17 protein-coding genes and 2 pseudogenes are annotated in these 24,224 nt (G+C 40.6%); 15 read left to right on the plus strand and 4 right to left on the minus strand.

What is annotated here, in order from left to right; genetic code table 11:
• Both ACT8YW_RS12035 and ACT8YW_RS12040 read left to right on the plus strand, forming a co-directional pair.
• Positions 1-312, plus strand: a pseudogene (locus ACT8YW_RS12035) (cystathionine beta-lyase); the annotation flags it as partial.
• Positions 313-382: 70 nt separating this feature from the next.
• Positions 383-1,306 carry an EamA family transporter gene (locus ACT8YW_RS12040; RefSeq protein ID WP_444105159.1) on the plus strand — a complete coding sequence of 308 codons (924 nt, stop codon included), beginning with the start codon at positions 383-385 and terminating at the stop codon, positions 1,304-1,306.
• Positions 1,307-1,416: 110 nt separating this feature from the next.
• Here the strand turns inward: ACT8YW_RS12040 and nrdG are convergent, their stop codons facing one another.
• Together nrdG and nrdD are read right to left on the minus strand one after the other, a co-directional pair.
• Positions 1,417-1,902, minus strand: coding sequence for an anaerobic ribonucleoside-triphosphate reductase activating protein (nrdG, locus tag ACT8YW_RS12045; protein WP_444105161.1), 486 nt, complete (start codon positions 1,900-1,902; stop codon positions 1,417-1,419).
• A pseudogene (gene nrdD, locus ACT8YW_RS12050) lies at positions 1,886-3,487 on the minus strand (anaerobic ribonucleoside-triphosphate reductase); the annotation flags it as partial. The gene nrdG and the pseudogene nrdD, both read right to left, overlap by 17 nt.
• Before the next feature lie 259 nt (positions 3,488-3,746).
• Here nrdD and ACT8YW_RS12055 point away from each other — a divergent pair.
• The 11 genes from ACT8YW_RS12055 (at position 3,747) to ACT8YW_RS12105 (ending at position 16,554) form a co-directional block, all read left to right on the plus strand.
• Entirely contained in the window at positions 3,747-4,883 is a 1,137-nt protein-coding gene (locus tag ACT8YW_RS12055) for an OmpA family protein (RefSeq protein WP_008774604.1), read from the plus strand.
• Between the two features lie 201 nt (positions 4,884-5,084).
• A complete protein-coding gene (locus tag ACT8YW_RS12060) occupies positions 5,085-6,158 on the plus strand; it encodes an STM4015 family protein (RefSeq protein WP_444105163.1) in 1,074 nt (357 codons plus the stop codon).
• 3 nt (positions 6,159-6,161) lie between these two features.
• Positions 6,162-7,172 carry an STM4014 family protein gene (locus tag ACT8YW_RS12065; protein ID WP_444105165.1) on the plus strand — a complete coding sequence of 337 codons (1,011 nt, stop codon included), beginning with the start codon at positions 6,162-6,164 and terminating at the stop codon, positions 7,170-7,172.
• On the plus strand, positions 7,159-8,013 hold the full coding sequence (locus tag ACT8YW_RS12070) for an STM4013/SEN3800 family hydrolase (protein WP_004297058.1): 855 nt from the start codon (positions 7,159-7,161) through the stop codon (positions 8,011-8,013). The genes ACT8YW_RS12065 and ACT8YW_RS12070 overlap by 14 nt, the downstream gene beginning before the upstream one ends.
• On the plus strand, positions 8,010-9,287 hold the full coding sequence (locus ACT8YW_RS12075) for an STM4012 family radical SAM protein (RefSeq protein WP_444105167.1): 1,278 nt from the start codon (positions 8,010-8,012) through the stop codon (positions 9,285-9,287). Before ACT8YW_RS12070 ends, ACT8YW_RS12075 begins: the two co-directional genes overlap by 4 nt.
• A gap of 11 nt (positions 9,288-9,298) precedes the next feature.
• Positions 9,299-10,864: an STM4011 family radical SAM protein gene (locus tag ACT8YW_RS12080; RefSeq protein ID WP_444105169.1), complete on the plus strand. Its 1,566-nt coding sequence runs from the start codon at positions 9,299-9,301 to the stop codon at positions 10,862-10,864.
• Between the two features lie 814 nt (positions 10,865-11,678).
• The gene (locus tag ACT8YW_RS12085; RefSeq protein ID WP_444105171.1) at positions 11,679-12,605 is read left to right on the plus strand and encodes an IS1595 family transposase; all 927 of its coding nucleotides are present in this window, start codon (positions 11,679-11,681) and stop codon (positions 12,603-12,605) included.
• Between the two features lie 307 nt (positions 12,606-12,912).
• Positions 12,913-13,452, plus strand: coding sequence for a hypothetical protein (locus ACT8YW_RS12090; RefSeq protein ID WP_195399823.1), 540 nt, complete (start codon positions 12,913-12,915; stop codon positions 13,450-13,452).
• 562 nt (positions 13,453-14,014) lie between these two features.
• The gene (locus ACT8YW_RS12095; RefSeq protein ID WP_444105173.1) at positions 14,015-15,379 is read left to right on the plus strand and encodes an MATE family efflux transporter; all 1,365 of its coding nucleotides are present in this window, start codon (positions 14,015-14,017) and stop codon (positions 15,377-15,379) included.
• 40 nt (positions 15,380-15,419) lie between these two features.
• Positions 15,420-15,968, plus strand: a complete 549-nt coding sequence (locus ACT8YW_RS12100) for a Crp/Fnr family transcriptional regulator (RefSeq protein ID WP_117934956.1) — start codon at positions 15,420-15,422, stop codon at positions 15,966-15,968.
• Positions 15,969-16,131: 163 nt separating this feature from the next.
• The gene (locus ACT8YW_RS12105; RefSeq protein ID WP_444105175.1) at positions 16,132-16,554 is read left to right on the plus strand and encodes a pyridoxamine 5'-phosphate oxidase family protein; all 423 of its coding nucleotides are present in this window, start codon (positions 16,132-16,134) and stop codon (positions 16,552-16,554) included.
• Between the two features lie 82 nt (positions 16,555-16,636).
• Here ACT8YW_RS12105 and ACT8YW_RS12110 read toward each other — a convergent pair whose 3' ends face one another.
• Positions 16,637-17,257: a TetR/AcrR family transcriptional regulator gene (locus ACT8YW_RS12110; RefSeq protein ID WP_004304037.1), complete on the minus strand. Its 621-nt coding sequence runs from the start codon at positions 17,255-17,257 to the stop codon at positions 16,637-16,639.
• Positions 17,258-17,260: 3 nt separating this feature from the next.
• On the minus strand, positions 17,261-21,472 hold the full coding sequence (locus ACT8YW_RS12115) for an acyl-CoA dehydratase activase-related protein (RefSeq protein ID WP_444105177.1): 4,212 nt from the start codon (positions 21,470-21,472) through the stop codon (positions 17,261-17,263).
• Between the two features lie 1,009 nt (positions 21,473-22,481).
• Between ACT8YW_RS12115 and ACT8YW_RS12120 the strand changes: the two genes are divergently transcribed.
• Together ACT8YW_RS12120 and ACT8YW_RS12125 are read left to right on the plus strand one after the other, a co-directional pair.
• Positions 22,482-23,159, plus strand: a complete 678-nt coding sequence (locus ACT8YW_RS12120; protein WP_122135947.1) for a response regulator transcription factor — start codon at positions 22,482-22,484, stop codon at positions 23,157-23,159.
• Positions 23,156-24,217 (plus strand): sensor histidine kinase, encoded by a 1,062-nt coding sequence (locus tag ACT8YW_RS12125; RefSeq protein ID WP_444105179.1) that lies wholly within the window; start codon positions 23,156-23,158, stop codon positions 24,215-24,217. The genes ACT8YW_RS12120 and ACT8YW_RS12125 overlap by 4 nt, the downstream gene beginning before the upstream one ends.
• Positions 24,218-24,224: the final 7 nt, after the last annotated feature.

Below are 24,224 nucleotides of genomic sequence, written 5' to 3' on the forward strand. Positions count from 1 at the left end.
GAAGAATGGCTGGAGGAACTTAAAATCTATTTGTTTGCGAATTACATCTATTTAAAAGGTTATTTTGATGAATATCTTCCGGAATTTCCCGTAATGATGTTGGAAGGTACGTATTTGGTTTGGGTAGATTGCTCGGTCTTGAATCAAACGTCAGCAGAAATAGTAAAAGACTTGTTGAAGAAAGAAAAACTTTGGGTGAACGAAGGCAGTCTGTATGGGGAGACTGGTGAAGGATTTATCCGTATCAATATTGCATGTCCGCGACAGCGGTTGATAGAAGGATTAGACAGATTGAAGCGGGCGTTGAAATAATAAAATAATTGTCAATTTATTGAGAGATCCCCCTTCTCACTCCCCGTAAATACGAATTAAAAGAAGTAATATGGAAAGTCTGAATTGTTCGAAAGGGAATGCGGTAGGTATTGTCGTTGCTTATTTTCTCATTTATGTAGTCTGGGGCTCTACCTATTTTTTTATTGGTGTAGCTTTGAAGGACTTTTCACCTTTCTTGCTCGGAGCACTCCGGTTTGCGGCTGCCGGGATTATACTTCTTGGAATCTGCTATTTGCGGGGAGAACAAATTTTTAAGAAAAGCTTAGTGAAGCGTTCTGCCGTTAGTGGTATTGTTTTGTTATTTGTGGATATGGCTGTTGTAATGTTGGCACAACGTTATCTGACGAGTAGTCTTGTAGCCATTATAGCTTCTTCCACAGCCCTTTGGATTTTACTGTTGGACGTCCCGATGTGGCGTACTAATTTCCGCAATCCACTTACAATAGTGGGAGGTTTGATTGGCTTCGGAGGTGTAGTGATGCTTTATGCAGAACAACTCAATGCAGAATGGTTGCATTCGCATAGTGAACGTGGTATGCTACTTCTTATTTTCGGCTGTATATCCTGGGCTTTAGGAACATTATATGCTAAATATCGCTCTTCCTGTGAGGAGGAAGTGAATGTTTTTGCCGGTTCTGCCTGGCAAATGCTTTTTGCCAGTGCGATGTTCTGGCTCTGCGCTGTTATAAACGGAGATGTTCTGGATGCTGAATTGACTGAAATATCGGTTATAAGCTGGCTCTCTTTGCTTTATTTAATATCTTTCGGTTCTTTACTGGCATATTCTGCATATGTCTGGTTGTTGAAAGTACGTCCGGCTGCAGAAGTAGGGACACATGCTTATGTCAATCCTTTTATTGCAGTTTTGTTAGGGGGCTTTTTAGGAAATGAACAAGTCACTTTTATTCAAGTTTCCGGTTTGCTGGTAATTCTTGTAGGGGTGATGCTGATAAGTCGGAAGCGTAAAGTTTAATCAAGATGAATGTTTCGCCTTATAATGGTGATGTGCCTGCGGCACTTCTCAAATAGAAAAAGAACGCTCAAACGGAAAATATGACATACTCCGTTTGAGCGTTTCTCTTATTAAGAAATCTTTTTGGAATGATGGGGAAGAAAGCGATAAGTTATATCCTCCATTATTCCATTTTCTATATGGTACAACCGCTGATTGGTCGTTTCTGATTTTAATCCTCCCAGAGACTCAATGTAAGGTCCTAACTTTATATATTGGAAATGAGATACATCAAAGTGATCCGGCAGTTTGCTCTTCCCGGAATACCATCCGACTTTTACCGGAGTGATGGTCTGCTTGTGTAAAAAAGCAGCTAATTGTTCCACTTCTGCGGGTGAAGCATCACCGCCCATGAAACAGACACAGGTAATTGCTTTTCCATATTTACCGAGCAGGGTAGAAAGACTTTCTTCCGTCAATGGTTCTCCTACGTCTTCCATCAGATATGTACTGTGGCACCCTTTACAATGGTTGGGGCAGTTGGAGAGGTTGATGGCTAATGTCACCTCATCCGGTATCTCCTGAAAAACAATATCATAATCAGCGTACCGAAGCATAATATCTTAAATCGGCCTCCTTTTGCCGTGCTTGGGAGAAATTGCTGATACGCTTCATATATCCGATGACGCGGGTCAGATAATCCACATTCTCGCTGTGACATTCGGGACATTCATGCAAATACCGTTTGTCGATATGATGGCATTTGTTACATACTGTATTCGGAATATTGAATGTGAAGTAGTTGCAACCTTCGGTAGCGGCAACACGAAGCAACTGCTGGTATTGCTCTTTGCTAAGATGCTCTTCCAGATTTATGTGCAAAGCCGAACCACTCGTCAGATGCTCGATATAACGATGCCCGTGCAGGCGGAATTTATCGACAATGTTCAGTGATTTGTCTTCTACAATATAGAAATAGCTGTTGTAACATTCGCGGTAAGTCTGGAATCCGGCTTCCTTGTCCCATTTCGCGTGTTTCACACCCACGTTTTCGGCAGGAATCATTTCGCAGTTGAAAAGCACTTCTTTGGTACGATACTTTTTGTTGTATTTCTCAATCATGCCGAGAATCTCCTGTACAAAAGCCTCGTATTTCGGATTGTCGTTGATGTCGATTCCCATAAATTGGGCTGCTTCCACCAGTCCGTTCACACCGATAGTCAGATATTGGCGGCTCATATTGATATAACCTGCATCAAACAAAGGCAACATACCCTTTGCCTGCAATAATTTCAGGTTCTCATTATAGGCAAGCTGTACTTTGTGAACCAGGTCTACTACTTCTTCCAAGAAGAAAGGGTAGAGAATACCTGATTTTACAGCATGCTGTATACAACGGTTCAGATTGATGGTCAGCATGCTCTTCGAACCGGTAGAGACTCCTCCGGCTCCCAATGTATAGCTAAAGCCATTGTCCTGTATTTCATTACGCAGACGGCAGCAGCTACTCAAAGAGTCGGCATTGTCACTCATATTCATAAAACGCTTCTGCAACCAGCTAAGCGAATCCCAGTCGGGTTTGCTTCCGTCGGGGAAAACAAAGTGCTCGAAAAGGCTATTGAAATAATACTTATCATAATAAGCCACCTTCCAAAAAACTGCCTGGAAATTGCGGGCACCCGTAGGTTGGTTGATGGAATATACGATTTGCTCGAAACAGTTTGTGATGATTTTATCGATCGATCTTTGTTTCAGAGACAAGTCTGCCAGTTTATCCGGATGTTTATAATAATCCTGCCCGTATTCCAAACCAATGAAATAGTTCATGTACATCAGGAATTCAGGAGTGGCACATGCGCCGCTTAGCATACTGGATACGATAAATACCATGTTGATAAATCCTCCGCAGAAGGATTTCAGATTGGTCGGGGCGGTAGAATTACCTCCTACTGCTGTTGTTCCTGCTATCAGCCAGGGATACATGGTAATACTGGCACAGTAGTTCGCCAGATTGGTTTCATCATTTTTGTAGATGAAGTGATGGTTCAGGAGTTCCAAATAACGGTCGGAAGCCTCTTTACCATACATATCTCTCAAACGGTCTGTCAGCAGGCGGCGGTTGAGGCGGATGAAATTGGATTTGGGCAGTTCTCCTATCAGTGTGGCGATATTCTTATTTTCCACATTGGCGTTGGCATCATAATGAAACAAGATACATAATGGTCAGCGATGTTGGGATCCCTTTCTCTTCAGGGAATGAGGCGTTTGCATTGATGTTTCCATATTTTAGATTTTTCGAAAGCATAATAGATGTTAATAGGGCTCATGGCTTGCGAACTAATATTTGATATGATATGTTGTTTAAAGTGAATAACGAATTAAAAAATGAACTAGAAAGTTAGACATGAACAAACAATACATTTCTAATGATTTAGCAGATAAAACATTACATTTAAAACTTATGAATATGAGAAAATCTATTATTTTATTAGCTTTTATATTGGGTGGCTTTACAGTAGCAAATGCCCAATCAGTTGTAGAAGGTACCAAACTTACAGATAATTGGTCTGTCGGAGTAAATGCCGGTGGAGTTACTCCCCTTACTCACAGTGCTTTCTTTAAAGGTATGCGTCCCACTTTTGGAGTGGGAGTCTCAAAGCAATTAACTCCTATCTTCGGTTTGGGATTCCAAGGAATGGGATATATCAATACCACATCCAGTAAAACGGCTTTCGATGCTTCGGATGTCAGCGTATTGGGTAAAGTCAATTTGATGAATCTATTTGCAAGTTACACGGGCGAACCTCGTTTGTTTGAAGTGGAAGCTGTGGCCGGAATGGGTTGGTTACATTATTATGTGAATGGCGATGGCGATCAGAACTCCTGGTCTACGCGTTTGGGATTGAATTTCAATTTCAACTTGGGTGAAAGTAAAGCATGGACATTAGGAATCAAACCTGCCATTGTGTATGATATGCAAGGTACTTACCCTGAAACAAAGAGCCGTTTCAATGCTAATAACGCAGGTTTTGAGTTGACAGCCGGATTGACATATCACTTTAAGACAAGTAACGGAACACATCATTTTGCCAAAGTGAGAGTATATAATCAAGCCGAAATTGACGGACTGAACTCTTCAATCAATGCACTTCGTGCAGATGTAAACAACAAAGATGGTGAGATCAGCAATGCAAACCAACGTATCAACGGATTGCAGGAAGAACTTGAAGCATGCCGCACAAAAGTGGTTCCGGTGGAGACTGTAGTGAAAACCGCCCGTGTACCCGAATCTATCATTACTTTCAGACAAGGTAAATCGTCAGTTGACGCTTCACAACTTCCTAATGTGGAACGTGTAGCTTCTTACCTGAAGAAATATGCTGATTCTAAAGTGGTTATTAAGGGATACGCTTCTCCGGAAGGTAGTGTTGAAGTGAATGCCAGAATTGCCGCAGCACGTGCAGAAGCTGTAAAAACAATCTTGGTCAACAAGTATAAAATCAGTGCATCTCGTATCACTGCTGAAGGTCAGGGTGTAGGCGATATGTTTACTGAACCGGATTGGAACCGTGTAAGTATATGTACTATTGAAGATTAAACTGATATATTACAGAAATAGAATAATGAAGGCTGCCCCAAAAGGCAGCCTTTGTTGCATATCTTGGGTTGTATTTTTGAATACTCTGAAAGTTTAGTAAACAGATTTCTTTGTACATTACATAAAATGGTTATTTTTGCAGGTATTGTTCATGCGCGTTCTGTGTTGAGTGTGCAAATATCAACCATTAAAAACTGTATTATGAAGAGAGTATTCGTTTTTCAAGATTTTAAATCGCAGAAATTCTGGAGCATAGAGGTAGTCGGAACAGATGTTACTGTAAATTATGGTAAGTTGGGGACCGACGGACAAACACAAGTGAAAAACTACGCAACGACTGAAGAAGCTGAAAAAGCAGCCGGCAAACTGATTGCGGAAAAGACCAAAAAAGGGTATGTAGAAACTGCTGAAGAAACTGCACGTGAAATGAAAGTGGAAGCCAAGAAATATACTTTGAGTTATGATGAGTATGAAAACAATGTGAATCTTCTGGATAAGATATTGAAAGATAAACATTTCTCTGAATATAAACAAATAACAATCGGTTGTTGGGATTATGAGGGTGGCGACTGTTCTGCCTTATTACAGGGAATGATTGAAAATAAGGAGAAGTTCGCACAAATAGAAGGCTTGTTCTGGGGAGATATTGAGCAGGAAGAACAGGAGATTTCATGGATTGAACAAGCTGATATTAGTCCGCTGCTCGATGCCATGCCTAAATTGAAAGATCTGAAAATCAAAGGAACCAATAATCTGCGTTTGGGAAAGACTTCACGGCCGGAGTTGCGGTCACTCGAAATTATCAGTGGTGGCCTGCCTACCGAAGTGGTAGAAGATATTCTTGGTTCTGATTTCCCCAATCTGGAAAAACTGATTCTATATGTTGGTGTGGAAGATTATGGATTTGAAGCTGATATTGAGATATTCCGTCCGTTGTTCTCCAAAGAACGTTTCCCGAAGCTGACTTATCTGGGGATCGTCAACTCTGAAGAACAGGACAAGATTGTAGAAATGTTCCTGGAGTCGGATATTCTTCCCCAACTTGAAACAATGGATGTTTCGGCTGGTACTCTCAAAGATGAAGGTGCCCAATTATTGCTGGATAGTATGGATAAGATCGCTCATTTGAAGTTTATCAATATGCGCTATAATTATTTGAGCAAGGAGATGAAGAAACAGTTGCAGAGTCTCCCTATGAAAATAGATATTGCTGAAACTGAAGAGGCAGATGAATATGATGGTGAATTGTGGTATTACCCGATGATTACAGAATAGGAGATGCAGATAATCGTTGTCAGCAACTCTCTGTCCAAACGTATAGAATACTTTATTGAAGCAGGCAAACACTTGCAGGTGGAAGTTCGTTTTATGACTTACGGGGAACTTTTTAACTGCTTGCCGCAACTACGGCAGGTAGTTATCAAACTGGAACCTTGTGTAAGCGATGAAACGAATTTCCTGAAATATGCGCTGTTGAATCAGGCATATAAGGAGACGCTGCAACGTTTAGGCGAGATGAGGTTATCTGATGACGTGTGCTTTTTGAATACTCCCCATGCTTTATTACGTGCTCTTGATAAAAAGGAAACTAAACAAGTGTTGATGGACAGAGGGTTGAAAGTGACTCCGATGTTACCTTCTCCCCGTTCTTTTGATGAGTTGAGAGAGCTTCTTGCCGATTGCGGTAGAGGATGCTTTTTGAAACCCCGTTACGGTTCGGGGGCGGGAGGTATTATGGCTGTTCGCTATCAACCCAACCGGAATAAATGGGTAGTCTATACTACCTTACAACAAGTGGACGGAGTCATTCATAACACCAAACGTATCCACCGTTTGAGTACGGAAAAAGAGATGATCCCGTTGGCGGAAGCGGTGATGCAAACAGAAGCTATTTTAGAAGAATGGATTCCTAAAGAGCAGTTGCAGGGAGAGAATTATGATCTCCGGGTAGTGTGCCGGGAATCTGAAATTGATTATATCGTTGTGAGATGTAGTAAAGGAAGCATAACCAATCTGCATCTGAACAATAAGGCACATTGGTGGAACGAGTTGTCTTTGCCGGAAGTAGTGCGGCAACAAATCTATTTTCAGTGTCAGGAAGCGGTTCAATCCTTGGATTTGCAGTATGCCGGAGTGGATGTCCTGATTGAGAGAGGAACAGATATACCTTATATAATAGAAGTCAACGGACAGGGAGATCATGTGTATCAGGATATGTTTGCTCATAATTCTATTTATATTCAACAGATAAAAAACATAAAAAAGAGATATAACCATGCAAATAGATGAACTGCCGGCTGGCGAACAGACCCAAAATCCGGATCTGGATATGAATCAGGTGGTGGGTACTCATGATATATTGATGCTTTGCTTTGATACCTTGCGTTATGATGTCAGCAAGGAGGAAGAAGCGGCAGGAAGAACACCGGTACTGAACAGTCACGGAGGAGAATGGGAAAAAAGACATGCGCCGGGAAATTTTACTTACCCGTCTCATTTTGCCATCTTTGCAGGATTTCTGCCTTCTCCGGCGGAACCTCATTCGCTACGCAGCCGTAAGTGGTTGTTTTTCCCTGTGCAAGCTGGTACGGGACGTATTCCGCCTGCGGGAAGTTATCCGTTTACGGAAGCAACTTTTGTGCAAAGCCTTGCCAATGTAGGTTATGAAACGATTTGTATAGGAGGGGTGAACTTCTTCAGCAAGCGTAATGAACTGGGGCGTGTGTTTCCCGGTTACTTTACTAAAAGTTATTGGCTGCCGACCTTTGGATGCACGGCACCCGATAGTACTGAAAAACAAATTGATTTTGCATTGAAGAAACTCGAAAACTATCCGGAGGACAAACGGATTTTTATGTATATCAATTTTTCTGCTATTCATTATCCGAACTGTCATTATGTGGAAGGCAAAATGAAGGATGATAAGGAATCACACGCTGCCGCGCTGCAATATGTCGACAGTCAGCTACCCCGTTTATTTCAGGCCTTTCAGAAGCGGGGAAATACGCTGGTGATTGCTCTTTCCGATCATGGCACTTGCTATGGAGAGGATGGATATGAATATCATTGTATATCTCACGAAACGGTTTATACAGTCCCTTACAAACATTTTATTTTAACGAAAAAATGAATCAACCGCTACCACGATATGTAGACTATATGTATAGTTATCCACATAAAACTGCTTATCGTTCTTTTCCGTCCCCGGTTTCGCTGATTCCTTACCTGAAACAGGTGGAAGGACAGAAAGCATCGCTTTATTTCCACATTCCTTTTTGTAGTCATAAATGTGGATATTGCAACCTGTTTTCTCTGCAAACAAATCGTGCGGATTATATCGCAACTTATTTGGAAACTCTTCACAAGCAGGCGCAACAGTTGTCTCCACTCACTACCGGACTGGCATTTGATAGTTTCGCCATTGGAGGAGGCACACCGTTGCTCCTCACTGTTCCTCAACTGGAATACCTATTGGATACGGCTGCCTTATTCGGAGTGCATCCTTCACATACCTTTACTTCCGTAGAAACATCGCCGGAATATGCCGATCCTGCCCGTTTGGACTTATTGAAGCAAGCAGGAGTGGCTCGTGTGAGTATTGGCATACAGAGTTTCCTTGACGAAGAATTAACTGCTTTGAAAAGACGTCCCCGGCAAGACATGATTAATCAGGCGCTGGAGGCTATCCGGAAGAGGCAATTCCCATTTTTTAATATTGATTTGATTTACGGAATCAAAGGACAAACTGTAGCCAGTTTTCTTTATTCATTGGAACAGGCTCTTCTGTTTCAGCCTAATGAACTCTTTATCTATCCGCTATATGTACGACCGGGAACGGCTATCACGGAGCGGGAATCCGATGATGTCTGTTTTCAGATGTATTGTGCCGCTTGTGATTTGTTGAAAGACAGAGGTTTTCTACAAACTTCGATGCGACGTTTTATTCATCATCCGTCTACTGATGCGGAAATCTCATGTGGGGATGAAGTGATGCTGTCGTGTGGCTCCGGGGGACGCAGTTACCTGGGTAATTTGCATTATGCCACCCGGTATACTGTTTGCCAGCGTTGTATTGCCGGAGAGATAGATGATTATATGGGCACTACTGATTTTACAGTGGCTCGTAATGGATTTATTCTTTCGCAGGAAGAACGGCGGCAACGTTTTATCATTAAGAATCTGATGTATTATATGGGGCTTGACAAGACCGAATATAAGCGTCGCTTTGGAGAATCACCGGATAATGTGACGTTGTTCCGACAGTTAGCTGAACGGCAATGGATAGAAAATACGGATAACGGTCGTGTTTGTCTGACTTCCGAAGGAATGGCATACTCCGATTATATTGGTCAGTTGTTCATTACTCCTGAAATAAGAGAACTGATGGAAACTTATTCTTATTGAACGAAATAGAAATGGAAAACGAAGGCTCTTTACTTTCCTTCAGGCGTATATATTATCGCGGCAAATTGAATAGTTGCAACTATACCTGTTCTTATTGCCCTTTCGGCAAAAAGTCGCATCTGGCAGATACGACACAGGATGAACAGGCATGGAATCGTTTTATAGCAGCTATTGAACAATGGAAAGGGGAGCCGTTGCAGCTATTTATTATTCCTTACGGTGAAGCGTTGATCCATCGTTATTATCGGAAAGGAATGGTGCATTTGGCGGCATTGCCACAGGTGTCCGGAATTTCCTGTCAGACTAACCTTTCTTTTCCGGCTAAACACTGGCTTGATGAGATTTGTGTGGCTCCCACTGTGATAAGTAAGATAAGGCTTTGGGCTAGTTTTCATCCTGAGATGACTTCGGTAGAGAAATTTGCACATCAGATTCATATACTCCATCATGCGGGAATACAGGTATGTGCCGGAGCGGTAGGAAATCCCTCTGCAAAGGCTGTACTTAATGATTTACGGAATGCTCTTTTACCGGATATTTATTTATTCATTAATGCTATGCAAGGGTTAAGGGCACCATTAAGTCAGGAAGATATTCAGTTTTTCAGTCAACTGGATAATCTTTTTGAGTATGACTTGAAGAATGCTCCGGCACAATGGGAAGTTTGTGCAGGAGGAAGGAATAATTGTTTTATCGATTGGAAAGGGGATATGTATGCTTGTCCCCGAAGCCGGGTGAAGATAGGTAATTTTTATCAAGGTGATGGAGCTGTTGTGCCGTTATCTTGCAAGAGGAAGGTTTGTGACTGTTATATTGCATTTAGTAACCTGAACAATCACCCTTTACATCGAATAATGGGAGAAGGGGCGTTCTGGCGAATACCGGACAAGCCACTTATTACGACTGTTTTCTTCGATGTGGATGGAACACTGACTGATTCACAGGGAAAAGTTCCTGAAAGTTATGCTAACGCTTTGCGATATATGGCACAGTCCGTTTCCTTATATCTTGCCACTTCTCTGTCGATGGAGCAGGCGAAGAAAAAGCTGGGAAAGGCTCTTTTCGATTTATTCAGGGGAGGAGTGTTTGCAGATGGAGGGTTATTATCTTATTCGGGGCAGATTAAGTGTTTGCCGGTGAAAGTATATCCGGAGGTATATGGAGAATCGTCAAAAGTTACTATTCATAGTTATGAAGGAGTGGTTTACAAGTATAGTATATTGGTACGTGATAAAGAACAGAGAGAAGCTATTCTTACCCGGTTGAAAGAAAATCCCTGCCAGGTCTTTCATAAAGCTCCGCTGATAACAGTCATTCATCCTGAAGCGAGTAAAAAAGAGGGGGTGCTTCAGTTATGTAAAGCTTTGGGTTTAGCTTCTGAACACACTTTAGTTGTAGGAAATTCGTTAAAGGACTGGCCGATGATGTCTGTGGTTTCTCATTCTTGTGCCGTAATGAATGCGGAACCCTTATTAAAAGCACGCGCACGTTATACGCTGAATCCGGATCGGTTGGCAGCTTTCTTTCGTTTTTCTAACGGAGATTCTATAGACCAAACCTCGTCTGATAATAGTTGATATATAGCTAGTTACATCTTCATAAGAAAATAAAAACCGGTTAAAATTTGGTAATTATGAAAACAAAGCCCATATTTGCAGCCCTGAAATAGGGACAGGCATAAAAATCCTCATCGGAGGGTGCTATAATAATAATTCCCAACTATATACATAAATGTACTAAATTGAAAATTTGCAAAATTCAATATTTTATAGCTACTTTGCATAAAAATAGTATTTATGCGACCAGAAGATTCAAACATTTACATCTCGAAATCGAAAGGATTACCTAATTTATCTGATTCGGAACGAGAAATAAAACGTATAGAATTAGAACAACAAATAATCAAAGAAAACATAGAAGACAAACGTTATGTCAAGACAATCAAAATAGCTGTTCTTAGTCTAATAGTATCTATATGTTCATTGATTACAACTATTGTAATGTCAATACTAACTTATGTCAAAACTATATAGTTAACTATTTGCCATAATATTGTTATTATATTCAATAATATTGAAACATAACAAATACATTTAATCTTATTATAAGACTCATTCTGATAATTATTAGACTGTTTCATGTTGCTTAAGTTCGATACAATCCTTCATCTAAATACAAGATGAAGTTTTTATGTTATTGATAATACGAATAATAGATTTTATCTTGCTTATAGAATCAATTCATTATACTTAACATCATTTAATTTCTGATAGGAAACTATTTAACTATCTGATTTTTAACGTGTTAATTAAATTTGTTATATTTATAATACAAAATATAACAAATATGAACACATCGGTTCTGTATTACCCGCCAAAAACTTAAACGGGTATGCGAGAGATAAAGTCACTTATAGAGCTAATGAGCACCCTACATGATAAAAATTCATGTAGAGAGTTCTTAGAACAATATAGGTGGCAAGGCGTACCGGTCTGTCCTCATTGTAAACACAAGTCTGAACATCATTACAAATTAAAGAACAAAGGAGAGTTCAATGGGCTCTACAAATGTCAGCATTGCAAGAAACGGTTTACTGTAACAGTTGGTACAATGTTCGAAGGTAGCAAAATACCCTTGGAGAAATGGTTCTATGCTATTTACATCTTCCTATCTCATAAGAAAGGTATCAGTAGCCTACAATTATCAAGAGACATAAATGTCACTCAAAAGACAGCGTGGTTTATGCTGACTAAAATAAGACATAATATGTATAAAGATGAAATTGAGAAATTCCGTGGTATAGTTCAAATGGATGAAACCTATGTTGGTGGCAAAAATAAGAACAAATGGAACAAAGGTACACAAGGAAGAAGCCTTAAAGAGAAAACTCCCGTGGTAGGTGTACTAACAGAAGATAGGGTCTATCCAGTCGTCACCTATGACGCAAGTCAGAAAACATTGCATCTATTAGTCTTTGGACTGATTGAGGAAGGTTCAACTTTGGTAACTGACGGTTGGGCAGGCTATAATGGCTTATCTCATCTTTATACACGTGTCATTATAGAACATAGCAAAGGAATTTACGCAAAGGATGGTTTTCATACTAACGGTATAGAAGGCTTTTGGTCACATCTAAAGCGTGGCATAAAGGGAATCTATCATGTAGTCAGTCCTAAGTACTTACAAATGTACTGTAATGAGTTCGCCTATAGATACAACACTAGAACATTAACTGACATGCAAAGGTTTATGGAATTTATGCCTAAGATAAACAAAAGACTTAAACATGCAAAATTGAAGGATAACAGATACAATTAAAGAAATTTGTAGTATATTTGTATCGTCCTTTTGGACATCTTAATTATTTAGGAAGCGTTTAGTGCTTTTTCTCTAATGTGAATCTGGACAATTCAACTGTATTGAGGAAATAGTCAAAACGTTCTCCCTTTGGTTTGTATACCGCACACTCGTGTGTTGATATACGGTCAAGGGCGTGAGCTGTTTGTACTTATATTCAATACAGAGGTAGTCCAGAACCGACATTAGGTATAAGTCTAATAGTCTCACGCTTCTTCTATTTAATACCCTTCTGTTGAGACTAGGAAGACTAAAGCTGCAAATTATTATGGGATTCTTAGACAATTTAGGAAATGAGTTTGGAAGGAAAACAGGCAAAGCACTCGGTAACAAATTGTATGGTAGACACGCTGATGACCTTAGAATTGGTTCAAGTGCACAAACAAGCTATGAGCATTCTAATGGTTCATCTATAGGACAGGCTCTTACAGATTATGAAGCTATAGAACGCGCTAAGCGAAAGACTATGGAATATGAGCAAAATGCCCAATTCTTAGAGGACATCATTCGTATAGAATTTGATTCAAGCAATAAAGAGTCTATTATTAAAGAACTTACGACATTAGCATCTTATATAGATTTGTGGCTAAAAGGCGGAGCTAAGAAAAACCTTAATGTAGCTAAATCAAAATTTGACAGCGGATTAGCAATACTAACTGCAATAGACCCTAAGAATCCTATGATTACGTTTTTTACGAATAAGAAAGTAGACTGGACTAATTATGCCGTACAAAAACGTAACAAAACTCTAATAATTGTTGGAACAATTGTACTTATCGTATTGGTAGGACTGTTTGTCATACTATAGTATATGACAGCAAAATCTTTAAAATTCTTTGATTTGTTACAATTTTGATTTATGAACTAAACGAAGTAACTTTGCAAAAATAAATAGGAGACCATTGGCTAAATTCCACCTATGCCGATACGATTAATATTCCTCCACACGGAGGCTCAATACTATTTATAACTATGAATCGTGCATATGATTGGATTTCTTGCCAAGATATTGGTGACAAATCGGTTCACGTTCGCTCCTATAGTCGTATCAGAAATGGTCGATTTGAGTGGGTACGTGAACATTATCGAGCTGCTTGGGGTTCTAAAAGGAACTTTTGGTAGCACTAATTCATTGCCTTGTTCATCCATAGCCTCCTATTTAAGAACCGACCTATTTCGCAGATAGGTCGGTTTTATTTTACCTTGTAATTGATAATACAATATCAGATATTTTGTTTGGTACATTAAGGTATATAGTTGGGTAATAATTATAGTGCTGGATAAGATGAATGGTGCAAATCATTCGCTTGTCCGGCACTTTTTTTATGTTGTAACAAAATAAGATAAAGAGGAAAAGTATCGAAGAAACTATGAAAGAGTTAGATTTGACACAAGGAAGCGTACCGAAGGTATTGTTGCAGTTTGCAGTACCTTTTCTGATTGCCAATGTGCTCCAGGCACTTTATGGCGGGGCTGACCTTTTCGTTGTCGGACAATATGATGATTCGGCAAGTGTGGCAGCCGTAGCTATTGGTAGTCAGGTGATGCAGACAATAACAGGTATTATTCTGGGTATTACTACCGGGACAACAGTGCTGATTGCTATTGCTACCGGAGCCAAAGACAATCGGAAAGTAGCTTTTACTATCGGGACTTCCGTATGGTTGTTTTCAATAACCGGCGTAGTGCTAACTTTGGTCATGGTACTTTTTCATGGTCGGATAGCAGAACTGATGCATACTCCCGTCGAAGCTATGGCAGATACGAAAAGCTATATTTTGGTATGCTCTCTGGGTATTCTGTTTATAGTGGGATATAATGTTGTATGTGGCATTTTGCGTGGACTGGGTGATTCTAAAACACCACTTTATTTTGTTGGGCTGGCATGTATGATAAATATAGTGCTCGATTTTATATTGGTCGGTTATTTCCATTGGGGGGCTACGGGAGCGGCTATCGCTACTGTAACTGCACAAGGAGTCAGCTTTGGAATAGCGCTCTGGTTCTTATATCGGCACGGATTCCATTTTGACTTTTCACGGAAAGATATTCGATTGAACCGGAATCTGTCTAAAAAGATCTTGGTGTTGGGAGCACCTATTGCTTTGCAGGATGCTTTAATCAATGTTTCTTTTCTGATTATCACTGTCATTGTCAATCAGATGGGAGTCATTGCATCTGCTTCCCTGGGTGTTGTTGAGAAAATCATCGTGTTTGCTATGCTGCCTCCGATGGCTATATCATCGGCTGTGGCAACCATGACTGCACAGAACTATGGAGCGGGACTTATCAAGAGAATGAATAAATGTCTGGCTTCGGGGATTGGGATTGCTCTTGTTTTCGGTGTATCGGTTTGCGTGTATTCGCAATTCCTGCCGGAGACTCTTACTGCTTTCTTTACGAAAGATGCTGCTGTGGTGGCAATGGCGGCAGATTATTTGCGAGGGTATAGCATCGACTGTATCGTGGTTAGTTTCGTGTTCTGCATTAATTCTTATTTCAGCGGACAAGGAAACTCGTTATTCCCGATGATTCACAGTCTGATAGCCACTTTCCTGTTCCGTATACCGTTGTCATACTGGTTCAGCCAGATAGATAGCTCGTCGCTGTTTATCATGGGATTTGCTCCACCCATTTCAACGGTCGTTTCATTATTGATTTGTATCTGGTATTTACGATATACCCAAAGGAAATTATATTTGAGAGGCACAATGATGCCTGCTATGTCGAATTAGGTGTTTTTAAGTGACATATATTAACTAAAATCTATTTTGTATGGAAGCTTATTTGAAGAAACTCTGTTTTGAGTATCAGGTGGATGAAAGAGAAGTGAAAGAGCTGTTGGCTCGAATGGAAATGGTGTATCTGGATAAAGGAGAAACGATTGCTTCTGCCACAATGCCAGAGCAGAGCTTGTACATTATTGTTTCCGGTATTTTGCATACATATACCACTCATGAAGGAGAGGAGAGAACCAACCGGTTTTTCTCTGCGGGTGATGCTGTGTTATGCTATAATTCAAGTCAGTATTCTATCAAGACACTGACGAAATGTGCTGCTTATTACATCAGTGAAGAGGAGATTGAAGAGTTGTGTGCATCTTCAATTTCATTTGCGAATCTGGTCCGTCAACTGATGGAGTATCAGTTTTACTTTAAAGAGGAAGAGGATATGAGTGCCCGCAAACTGACAGTAAGGGAAAGGTATCTCTCTTTATTGGCGGAAATCCCGGATATTCTGTACAGGGTGCCATTGAAGCACATTAATCATTACTTGGGGGCAGATGTAACCAGTTTGGGGTATCTGGCCGGAAGTTCTAAATAGGAAATATAACCTAGACATATTTTTTCTATGTATTCCTTATCAGATGGTTCATGGCTTATTCGATCGAATCGATTTTGAAAAGTCTTTGGATTATTTGGTAAGGAATACTATTTTTGTATTCTCTACTTTCGCATCAGATAATAAACCAATAATAAAAAGTAAAATGATGAAAGACGCGGAAAAAACAGTAGGCAACATGATTGATAAGCTGAAAACAGCTTTTATCGGTTCGATAGACGGTGAAGGATTTCCTACCATCAAAGCGATGCTGCAACCTAGAAAAAGAGAGGGGATAAAAACGATTTATCTGACAACAAATACTTCGTCCATGCGTGTGGAGCAATACCGGGAGAACAACCATGCATGTATCTACTTCTGCGATACGAGATTCTTTCGAGGGGTCATGCTACGCGGTATGATGGAGGTCTTGACGGATAGTGCCAGTAAAGAGATGATCTGGCAGGAGGGAGATACCATGTATTATCCGGAGGGAGTGACGGACCCTGATTACTGTGTATTGAAGTTTACTGCTGTTTCAGGACGTTTCTATAGTAATTTTAAATCGGAAGATTTTGTGGTCGGATAGGGCGTAAGATGGGATGATTGGAATGGTAATAAACAAAAAGAGACTGAATATTCAGTCTCTTTTTGTTTTTATAGTGTCTATACTATTCCTCATAACACAATAAGTTCTGCAATTGGTTGATGATGTTTTGTTTCCATTCTTGCAGGAAATCAGCAAAAGCGGCTTCATCTTCCAAGAATAAAGATACTATCAGGTTCTTGGCAAGAAATGGGTAGCTCAATAGGCTGTAGACAGTCAGAAACACAATATGTATCGGAACCTTTTTAAGTTTACCGTCTTCCATTGCTGTCAGTATACTGTCTTTCACTTGGGATAAAGCATCTCCGAACTGAAGTTCTTTTGCAGTGGCAAGCAAGTGGTTTACATCACGCTGTATTTCCCCACAAATGAATCTGGGAAGACAGGGATTGCTTGTAAAAAGCTCAATATACTCATCCAGAATCATGCTCAGTCGCTCCATAAATGGGATATCCTGTTTTACTATATCCTGTATTTTCGGCATTAAAGACATGACTATCGAGCCGAATACGGCTTTGAACATCTTATCTTTGGTTCTGAAATAATAATGTAAAGTGGGCCGGTTGATTCCTACCGTTGCAGCAATATCACTCATGCTGGTCTCCACAAATCCTTTTTCTATAAAAAGCTGTTGGGCAGTTTTTATTATTTGCTGCTCTAAATCGCTATGTTCCGTTGTAGCCATAATTTAGTTGTTTATGTTGTCAATAAAAAGTAATAATCTGTTTGTTATGTTCACATCGCTGACGCTACTGTCAAAGTCTAAAGATAGTATATTCATTTGAGGGCACAGCGATTTTATACGTTTTTCTATTCCTTTTTCTACAATGTGATTGGCAATGCATCCGAAAGGTTGCAAGCTAATGACATGATTGACTCCTTGGGAAGCAAAGGATAGTATTTCACCGGATATCAGCCAACCCTCTCCAAACTGGGTGCCCAAGGAGATGACTTGTTTAGCTTTTTCTGCCTTTTCAAAGATTGATTCGAACGGTATGAAGTAATTGAAACTTTTGCCGATTTCATTCACTTTATTAATTTGTTTCTGGACTTTCTTGTATAACCAGTCTATAACAAAGTCGGGAGTGAGTTTTCGCTGCAAGTGTTGGTTCTGTCTCACTTTCAGGTTGACAAATCCCTGCATGAAGAAATCACTTATCAGTGGCGGAATCACTTCAATCTTCTGGTTGATGAGCCAGGAGGTGACGTCCTTTTGAGCAAAAGGATTGAACTTCAGGAATATTTCCCCAACAATGCCCACTTTGTGACAGGATCTCTGTTCACAGATTTTGTTGAAGTCTCTGGCAGCCAGGTATAAGTAGCTCAACAAGTCCTCCGGTTTATTTTTCTGGATGATGGGCTGTGCTGTATCCAGATAAAGATCGCGCAGACGGGCGGCCTGTCCCCGTTCTTTCTCACGAACGACAGCTGCATAATAGAATTTGGCAATGCAATCACTGTATAACACAGACGCAAGTATGATTGGTAAAACCTTGAGCCAGTTTACCTTAAAACCGGATTGCTCATTTTCGATACCACTGCCGAAAGCAAGTGATACCACCGGTGTATTGGTGTACCCATTCTCAATCAATGCCTTTTTTATCAGTGAAATATAGTTGCTGGCACGACATTGCCCACCGGTTTGTGTGATGGCAACGCACGTATTGGCAGGATCATAACGTCCGCTTTTAAAGGCTTTTACTATGTCTCCGACAATCAATGTTGCCGGATAACATACCTCATTATTGGAGTATTTCAATCCCCAGTCACAAGATGCGGTGTCGCTCAACGGTAAAGTCTCCATTTCATATCCGGCCACTTTCATGATGGATGGAATGAGTGGTGAAATGAAAGGCGTAAAGAATGGAGCGAGGATTTTTTTCTTTTTGTCTTTCTTGGTGAAAGGAGCAGTTGAAACAAATGGCTCGGGATCTTTCGTTTGAGAATGTTTCAAACTGAAATTCAAGCTTTCCACCAACGAGCGGACTCGTAATTTGATGGAGCCGATATTATTAACATCGTCTATCTTGAGCAAAGTAAGATTCTTGCCGTATCGTTTCAGCAAGTTACGCACTTCATCTATAAGAAAAGCATCCGGACCGCAGCCAAAAGAAGTCATCTGCATATATTGTATGTCACCCTCTTGCATTGCCGCCCACTTGGTTGCTTTCAGAATACGGTTGGTAAATGCCCATTGAGAGAGGTAATGAGTTTTTTCCAATGAAATCTCCTGCTGACGGACAATATCATCAGTTATCACATAAACTCCCATCGCAGCAATCATGTCCGAAACTTTGTGCTGTATCAGTGGATCGCTATGGTAAGGGCGTCCGGCGAGTAAGATAATCAGTTTGTGTTTTTCCCGTCCCTCGTTCAGAACTTCCTGATTATAGGTTGCAATTTTTTCTTCGAAAGCATATTGTTCCTGTAATGCGCGCGAGAAGGCATTTTTACATACCTCATCCCTGATACCCAAAGATTTCAGATATTCATTGCATTGTTTATACAGCAACGCTTCATCTTTGAAGGTGATAGTCGGAGCATCTATCGGTATATTCTCTTCCTGCACACTTTTGATGACTTCCGGATAACCGGAAACGATAGGGCAATTATAGCTATTTTGCTGTTGTTTATCTTTTTTCTCGAAAACGACGAACGGCATAAATATCCGGTCGACATTTTGCAGTGTCAGGTTACGAATATGACTGTGCACGAGTTTGGCAGGGAAGCAGATGTTATCAGACATCACCATGCCGGCAGCAGTCTCGTATTTGCTGAATGTAGAGGGTTCCGACAACTGTACCTGAATGCCGCAAGTAGTAAATAAGGTATGCCAGAAAGGGTATTCCTCATACATGTTCAGAATACGTGGAATACCTATGGTGAATAGGGGTTGTGGAATGTCTGCGCTCCGGTCGAATAATAATTCCAGCTTTTTATCATACGTATTGATGCCTTTGTCCGCATGGCTTCCTTTATTGGAAAACACCTTCTCACACCGGTTGCCGGAGAAGTAATGGTTTTCACTGTTGAACGTATATCGCATGATGGCACACTGGTTCTCGCACCCCCGGCATTGAAGTTGCTTGGAAGTATATTGTGCCCATTGGAGCATCTCGTTCAGCTCCGTCACCCGGGCATTTTCGATTTGCTTGGCATATAGAGCACAACCAAGAGCACCCATCAATTCAGGACAGTTACTGCGGAAGGTTTGTTTCCCGGTCAGCTTTTCCAGACTTCGTACGATGGAATCATTACGCATGGTTCCTCCCTGCACGACAATATGGTCGCCAAGTATCTCCGTGTCTTTTAATTGCAGAACTTTATACAGGCAGTTTTTAACAACGGAATAAGATAATCCGGCAGCTATATCCGCTACGGACGCTCCTTCCCGAAGCACCTGTTTTACTTTGGAGTTCATGAAGACTGTGCAACGCGTACCCAGATCACAGGGTGCTTGCGAAAAACAAGCTGCTTTGGCAAAGTCCTCCACACTGTAATCCAGCGATTGTGCAAATGTGCTGATAAAAGAACCGCAACCGGAGGAACAGGCTTCATTGATTTCGATTCTGTTGATTACTCCGTCGTTCACAAAGATGGCTTTCATATCCTGCCCTCCAATATCCAGGATAAAAGAAACTTCTTTGCTGATATGTTTGGCAGCAGCATAATGAGCGATGGTTTCAATGATTCCCGCATCCATGTGGAAAGCCGCTTTTATCAGGTCTTCTCCATAACCGGTAGAACATCCTCCTTTTATGCGCAGGATAGTTCCCCGTCTCCGGCATTCTTCATGTAGTTTCTGCAAGCCGTTTTCTACAGTTTTTATAGGGTTTCCGTTGTTGTCGTGATAATAGGAGTAAAGGATACGATGATCGTTGTCGAGTACTACGATTTTGGTGGTAGTAGAGCCGGAGTCTATACCGATGGTTGCTTCCTGCAATCCGGGACGCAGACTTGCATATTGAATTTTATACTGGTCTTTTTCCTTTTTCCATGACCGATATTCTTCTTCACTGTCGAATATAGGAGAAAGCTCACTCTGGAAAGGAGACGTAATGCTTAGTTTGTTTTCTATTACCTGTATCAGGTTGGAGAGATGAATACTTTCTTCATTGTTCTCTGCCAATGCTGCTCCCCAGGCAGGGATCAGATTTCCTTTTTCCGGTAATATGAAATCTGTATCTTGTGACAGATTCAGATAGTTGGCAAATGCTTTCCGAAGGGCCGGAATAAAAGTCAATGGGCCACCGCAGAGTAATACCGGAGCTACGATATTGCAACCGCGTGCAAGTGTGACAGTGGTCTGTACGGCTACTGCATGGAAAATGGAAGCTGCTATATTTCCTTTGGATATATTTTTGGCTATCAGATTCTGTATGTCCGTTTTGCAGAATACTCCGCAGCGTGAAGCGATAGAGTATACCTGATTGGAACGAAGTGCCAGTTCATTCAATTCGTCGATGGAGACTCCAAGCAGAATAGCCATCTGGTCAATGAAAGCCCCGGTTCCGCCGGCGCAATTTCCATTCATGCGCAGGTCTGTAGCCTGTCCGTCCTGAAAGAAAACAACTTTCGCATCTTCTCCTCCAATATCGATCATAGTGGCTGTGTGCGGATGCTCCCGGCGCACATAGTTTGTTGCAGCTACAACCTCTTGCACAAAGGGCAGAGAGCATTTCTCTGAAATTCCCATTCCAACAGAGCCCGTAATATGGAAAGATAAAGGAATATCACCCAACTGTTCCTTTATTTGATAAAGAAATCCGAGTAAACATTCTTGTATTTTTGCCTGATGCCTTTTGTATCCGGAAAACAAGACTGTAGTTCCATCTTTGTCCAATACTACCATCTTAGCGGTAGTAGAGCCTATATCTAACCCCACTTTATATGCATTCATATACCAAATATCTTAAATTAGACCTTGCGTCTGACACATGTGTCAGACGCAAATGTATGTAAAAATATGGTAGATATAGCAAATTGTAATTGAAGTTTTTGATTTAATTAACGAATTGGAAAAGTAGAGAGATGAAATGTGAGGGAGGAAAACGATTGTGTAAATAAAGAAGTAAATGAAAGATTGTATGTTTATATTACTTGTAAGGCTGTAGCAGATCTTTTTATGGTGAATCCTAGAAATCTTGTTTACTCTATTTTTGACAAAAGGAAACGTGGTTTTTAATAAACCCGGATTCTGTTTATAATAAACTTCTTGATAGTTTTAGTAAAACGGTATTCGAGTTTATTATAAACTATTGTAGAACAGTTTTAGAATCAGATGAGAGATTTTAAGCTGAATTATAAACAAAATGGGGCAATAATCATTCGACTATTGCCCCATATCGTATAGGAGTGGTATTGTAAAATACCAGATTATTTATAATTTATGTGTGATTATTTCTTACTATTTTCATGCTGTTTATACTTTTTCTTCTCTCAAAGATACAACATAAAAAGTCCTTTGTCAAGAGTCTGATGAGAAAAGTATCTTATCGGTTTTAAAAATAGAGTCCGCGTGCCATTTAGCTTGTGGGAGTGCCAATCTCTGCAGATAAACTTATAAATTCATCCTCAACGATTGTAGGGTTTATAAACTCTAATGTTACTCTTACCTGTGTTGCATCTTGCTATAGGACACTATGAAGCAGTTACGTCCGAAAGATCTGGCTGAAGGAACGATTGTGCAGATCTACTCATGCCTCTAACTCTCGGTATCGGCCTTGGCACACAAATGCAGCAACCGTTGGCATTGGCTGTTATAGGCGGATTTACTGTCGGGCTGCCCTTGCTTCTGCTGGTATTGCCGAGTATGATATTGTTAATTTATAAAAAGAGAGAACGAATCGATAATAAATAATTAAATTTGTAATAACAAAGAGTGATATTGTTAATTAAATTCAGAAGCTATGAAGATATTGATTATAGAAGATGAACGGAGCCTTTCGGATAGCATCGTTGCATATCTCAACAGTGAGAAGTATTTGTGCGAGCAAGCGTTCACGTATGAAGATGCCAAAATGAAGGTAAACATGTATGAGTATGATTGTGTTTTACTCGATCTGATGTTGCCGGGTGGAAATGGTCTCGACATTCTGCGTGATATTCGGAAGCAGCGCAATCCGGTAGGCGTGATAATCGTATCGGCAAAAGACTCACTCGATGACAAGGTGAAAGGGTTGGAGATAGGCGCGGATGATTATCTTGCCAAGCCTTTCCATTTGCCTGAATTGAGTATGCGTATTTATGCTATCATTCGTCGAAAAGAGTTCTCGGCAAATAATATATTGGAGAGTAACGGAATCCGGATTGATTTATTGAATAAGTCGGCTATGGTGAACGACACGCCGGTGGAGCTTACTAAATCGGAATATGATCTGTTGCTGTTTTTTATTGGAAATAAAGATCGTGTCATATCAAAGAGCGCAATGGCCGAACATCTTAGTGGGGAGATGGCGGATATGATGGATAATCACGATTTTGTTTATACACATATAAAGAACCTGAAAGCGAAACTTGCTGCTGCGGGGTGTAAGGATTGTATTAAGAATGTGTATGGAACAGGATACAAATGGACAGAGTTATGAAAAAGAAGAGTCTGATGTATAAATCGCTCACACAGTTTATCATCTGTGTGGTCTTGCTTCTCCTATTGGCAACCCCCTTGTTTTATTGGCTGACTAAAAGTTTCTATGCCGAGGACATGATAGATATTATCGAAGCCGTACAGCAAGGGAAACCGGTTCCTGCCCTTGATCTGGAAGAAGATATTCTGCACGGTATCATGATACAGTTTGCACTTATCGTCACTGTGTTGGGGGCGGCTATCGTACTGATGATGCGCTTCATCTCCAAACGGTTGTGGCAGCCGTTTGACAAGGCATTGGAAGCGATAGAGCGTTTTAAATTGGAAAATGGGGTGTGCCCGCAATTGGCGGAAAGCGATATTAAAGAGTTTACGAGACTGAATGTGGCGTTGGAGAGGCTGATGACGGACAGTCTCCACAGCTACCAACTGCAAAAGGAGTTTACCGAAAATGCCTCGCATGAGTTGCAAACTCCATTGGCGGTATTCCAGAGCAAGCTTGACTTGTTGCTTCAACAACCGGAGATTACCGAACGACAGGCTTCCATTATACAGGATTTGTACCAGATGAACAGTCGTCTGTCGCGCCTGAATCGTAACTTGTTATTGTTGGCAAAAATGGAAAATAACCAGTTTAGCCGGACAGAATCTATCAACGTTGCAGCGGTGATAAAAGAACTTTTGCCTTATCTCGAAAGTCTCTCCGAAGGACTGGTCTTAAAAAAGGATTTTTTGGTAAATTCTTTGTCTATAAAAGCCAATCGTCCATTATTGGAAAGTATGATAAATAATCTTATCGTAAATGCCGTGCGACACAATAAATCTGATGGGGAAATCACTGTAGCCTTGTCAGACAAACAGTTAATGGTGTCGAATACATCCGATGAGGAAGCATTGGATAAGGAATTGATATTCAATCGCTTCTACCGCCCGTCGGAGAAGGTGAAAGGTAACGGGCTCGGTCTTGCTATCGTAAAAGCCGTATGTGATTATCATGGCTGGAAAATTTCATATACCTATTCCGATGGGAAACATGAATTTACAGTCGTGTTTCTGTAAATCTTCA

This window comes from Bacteroides sp., assembly GCF_052357945.1.
GTDB lineage: Bacteria > Bacteroidota > Bacteroidia > Bacteroidales > Bacteroidaceae > Bacteroides.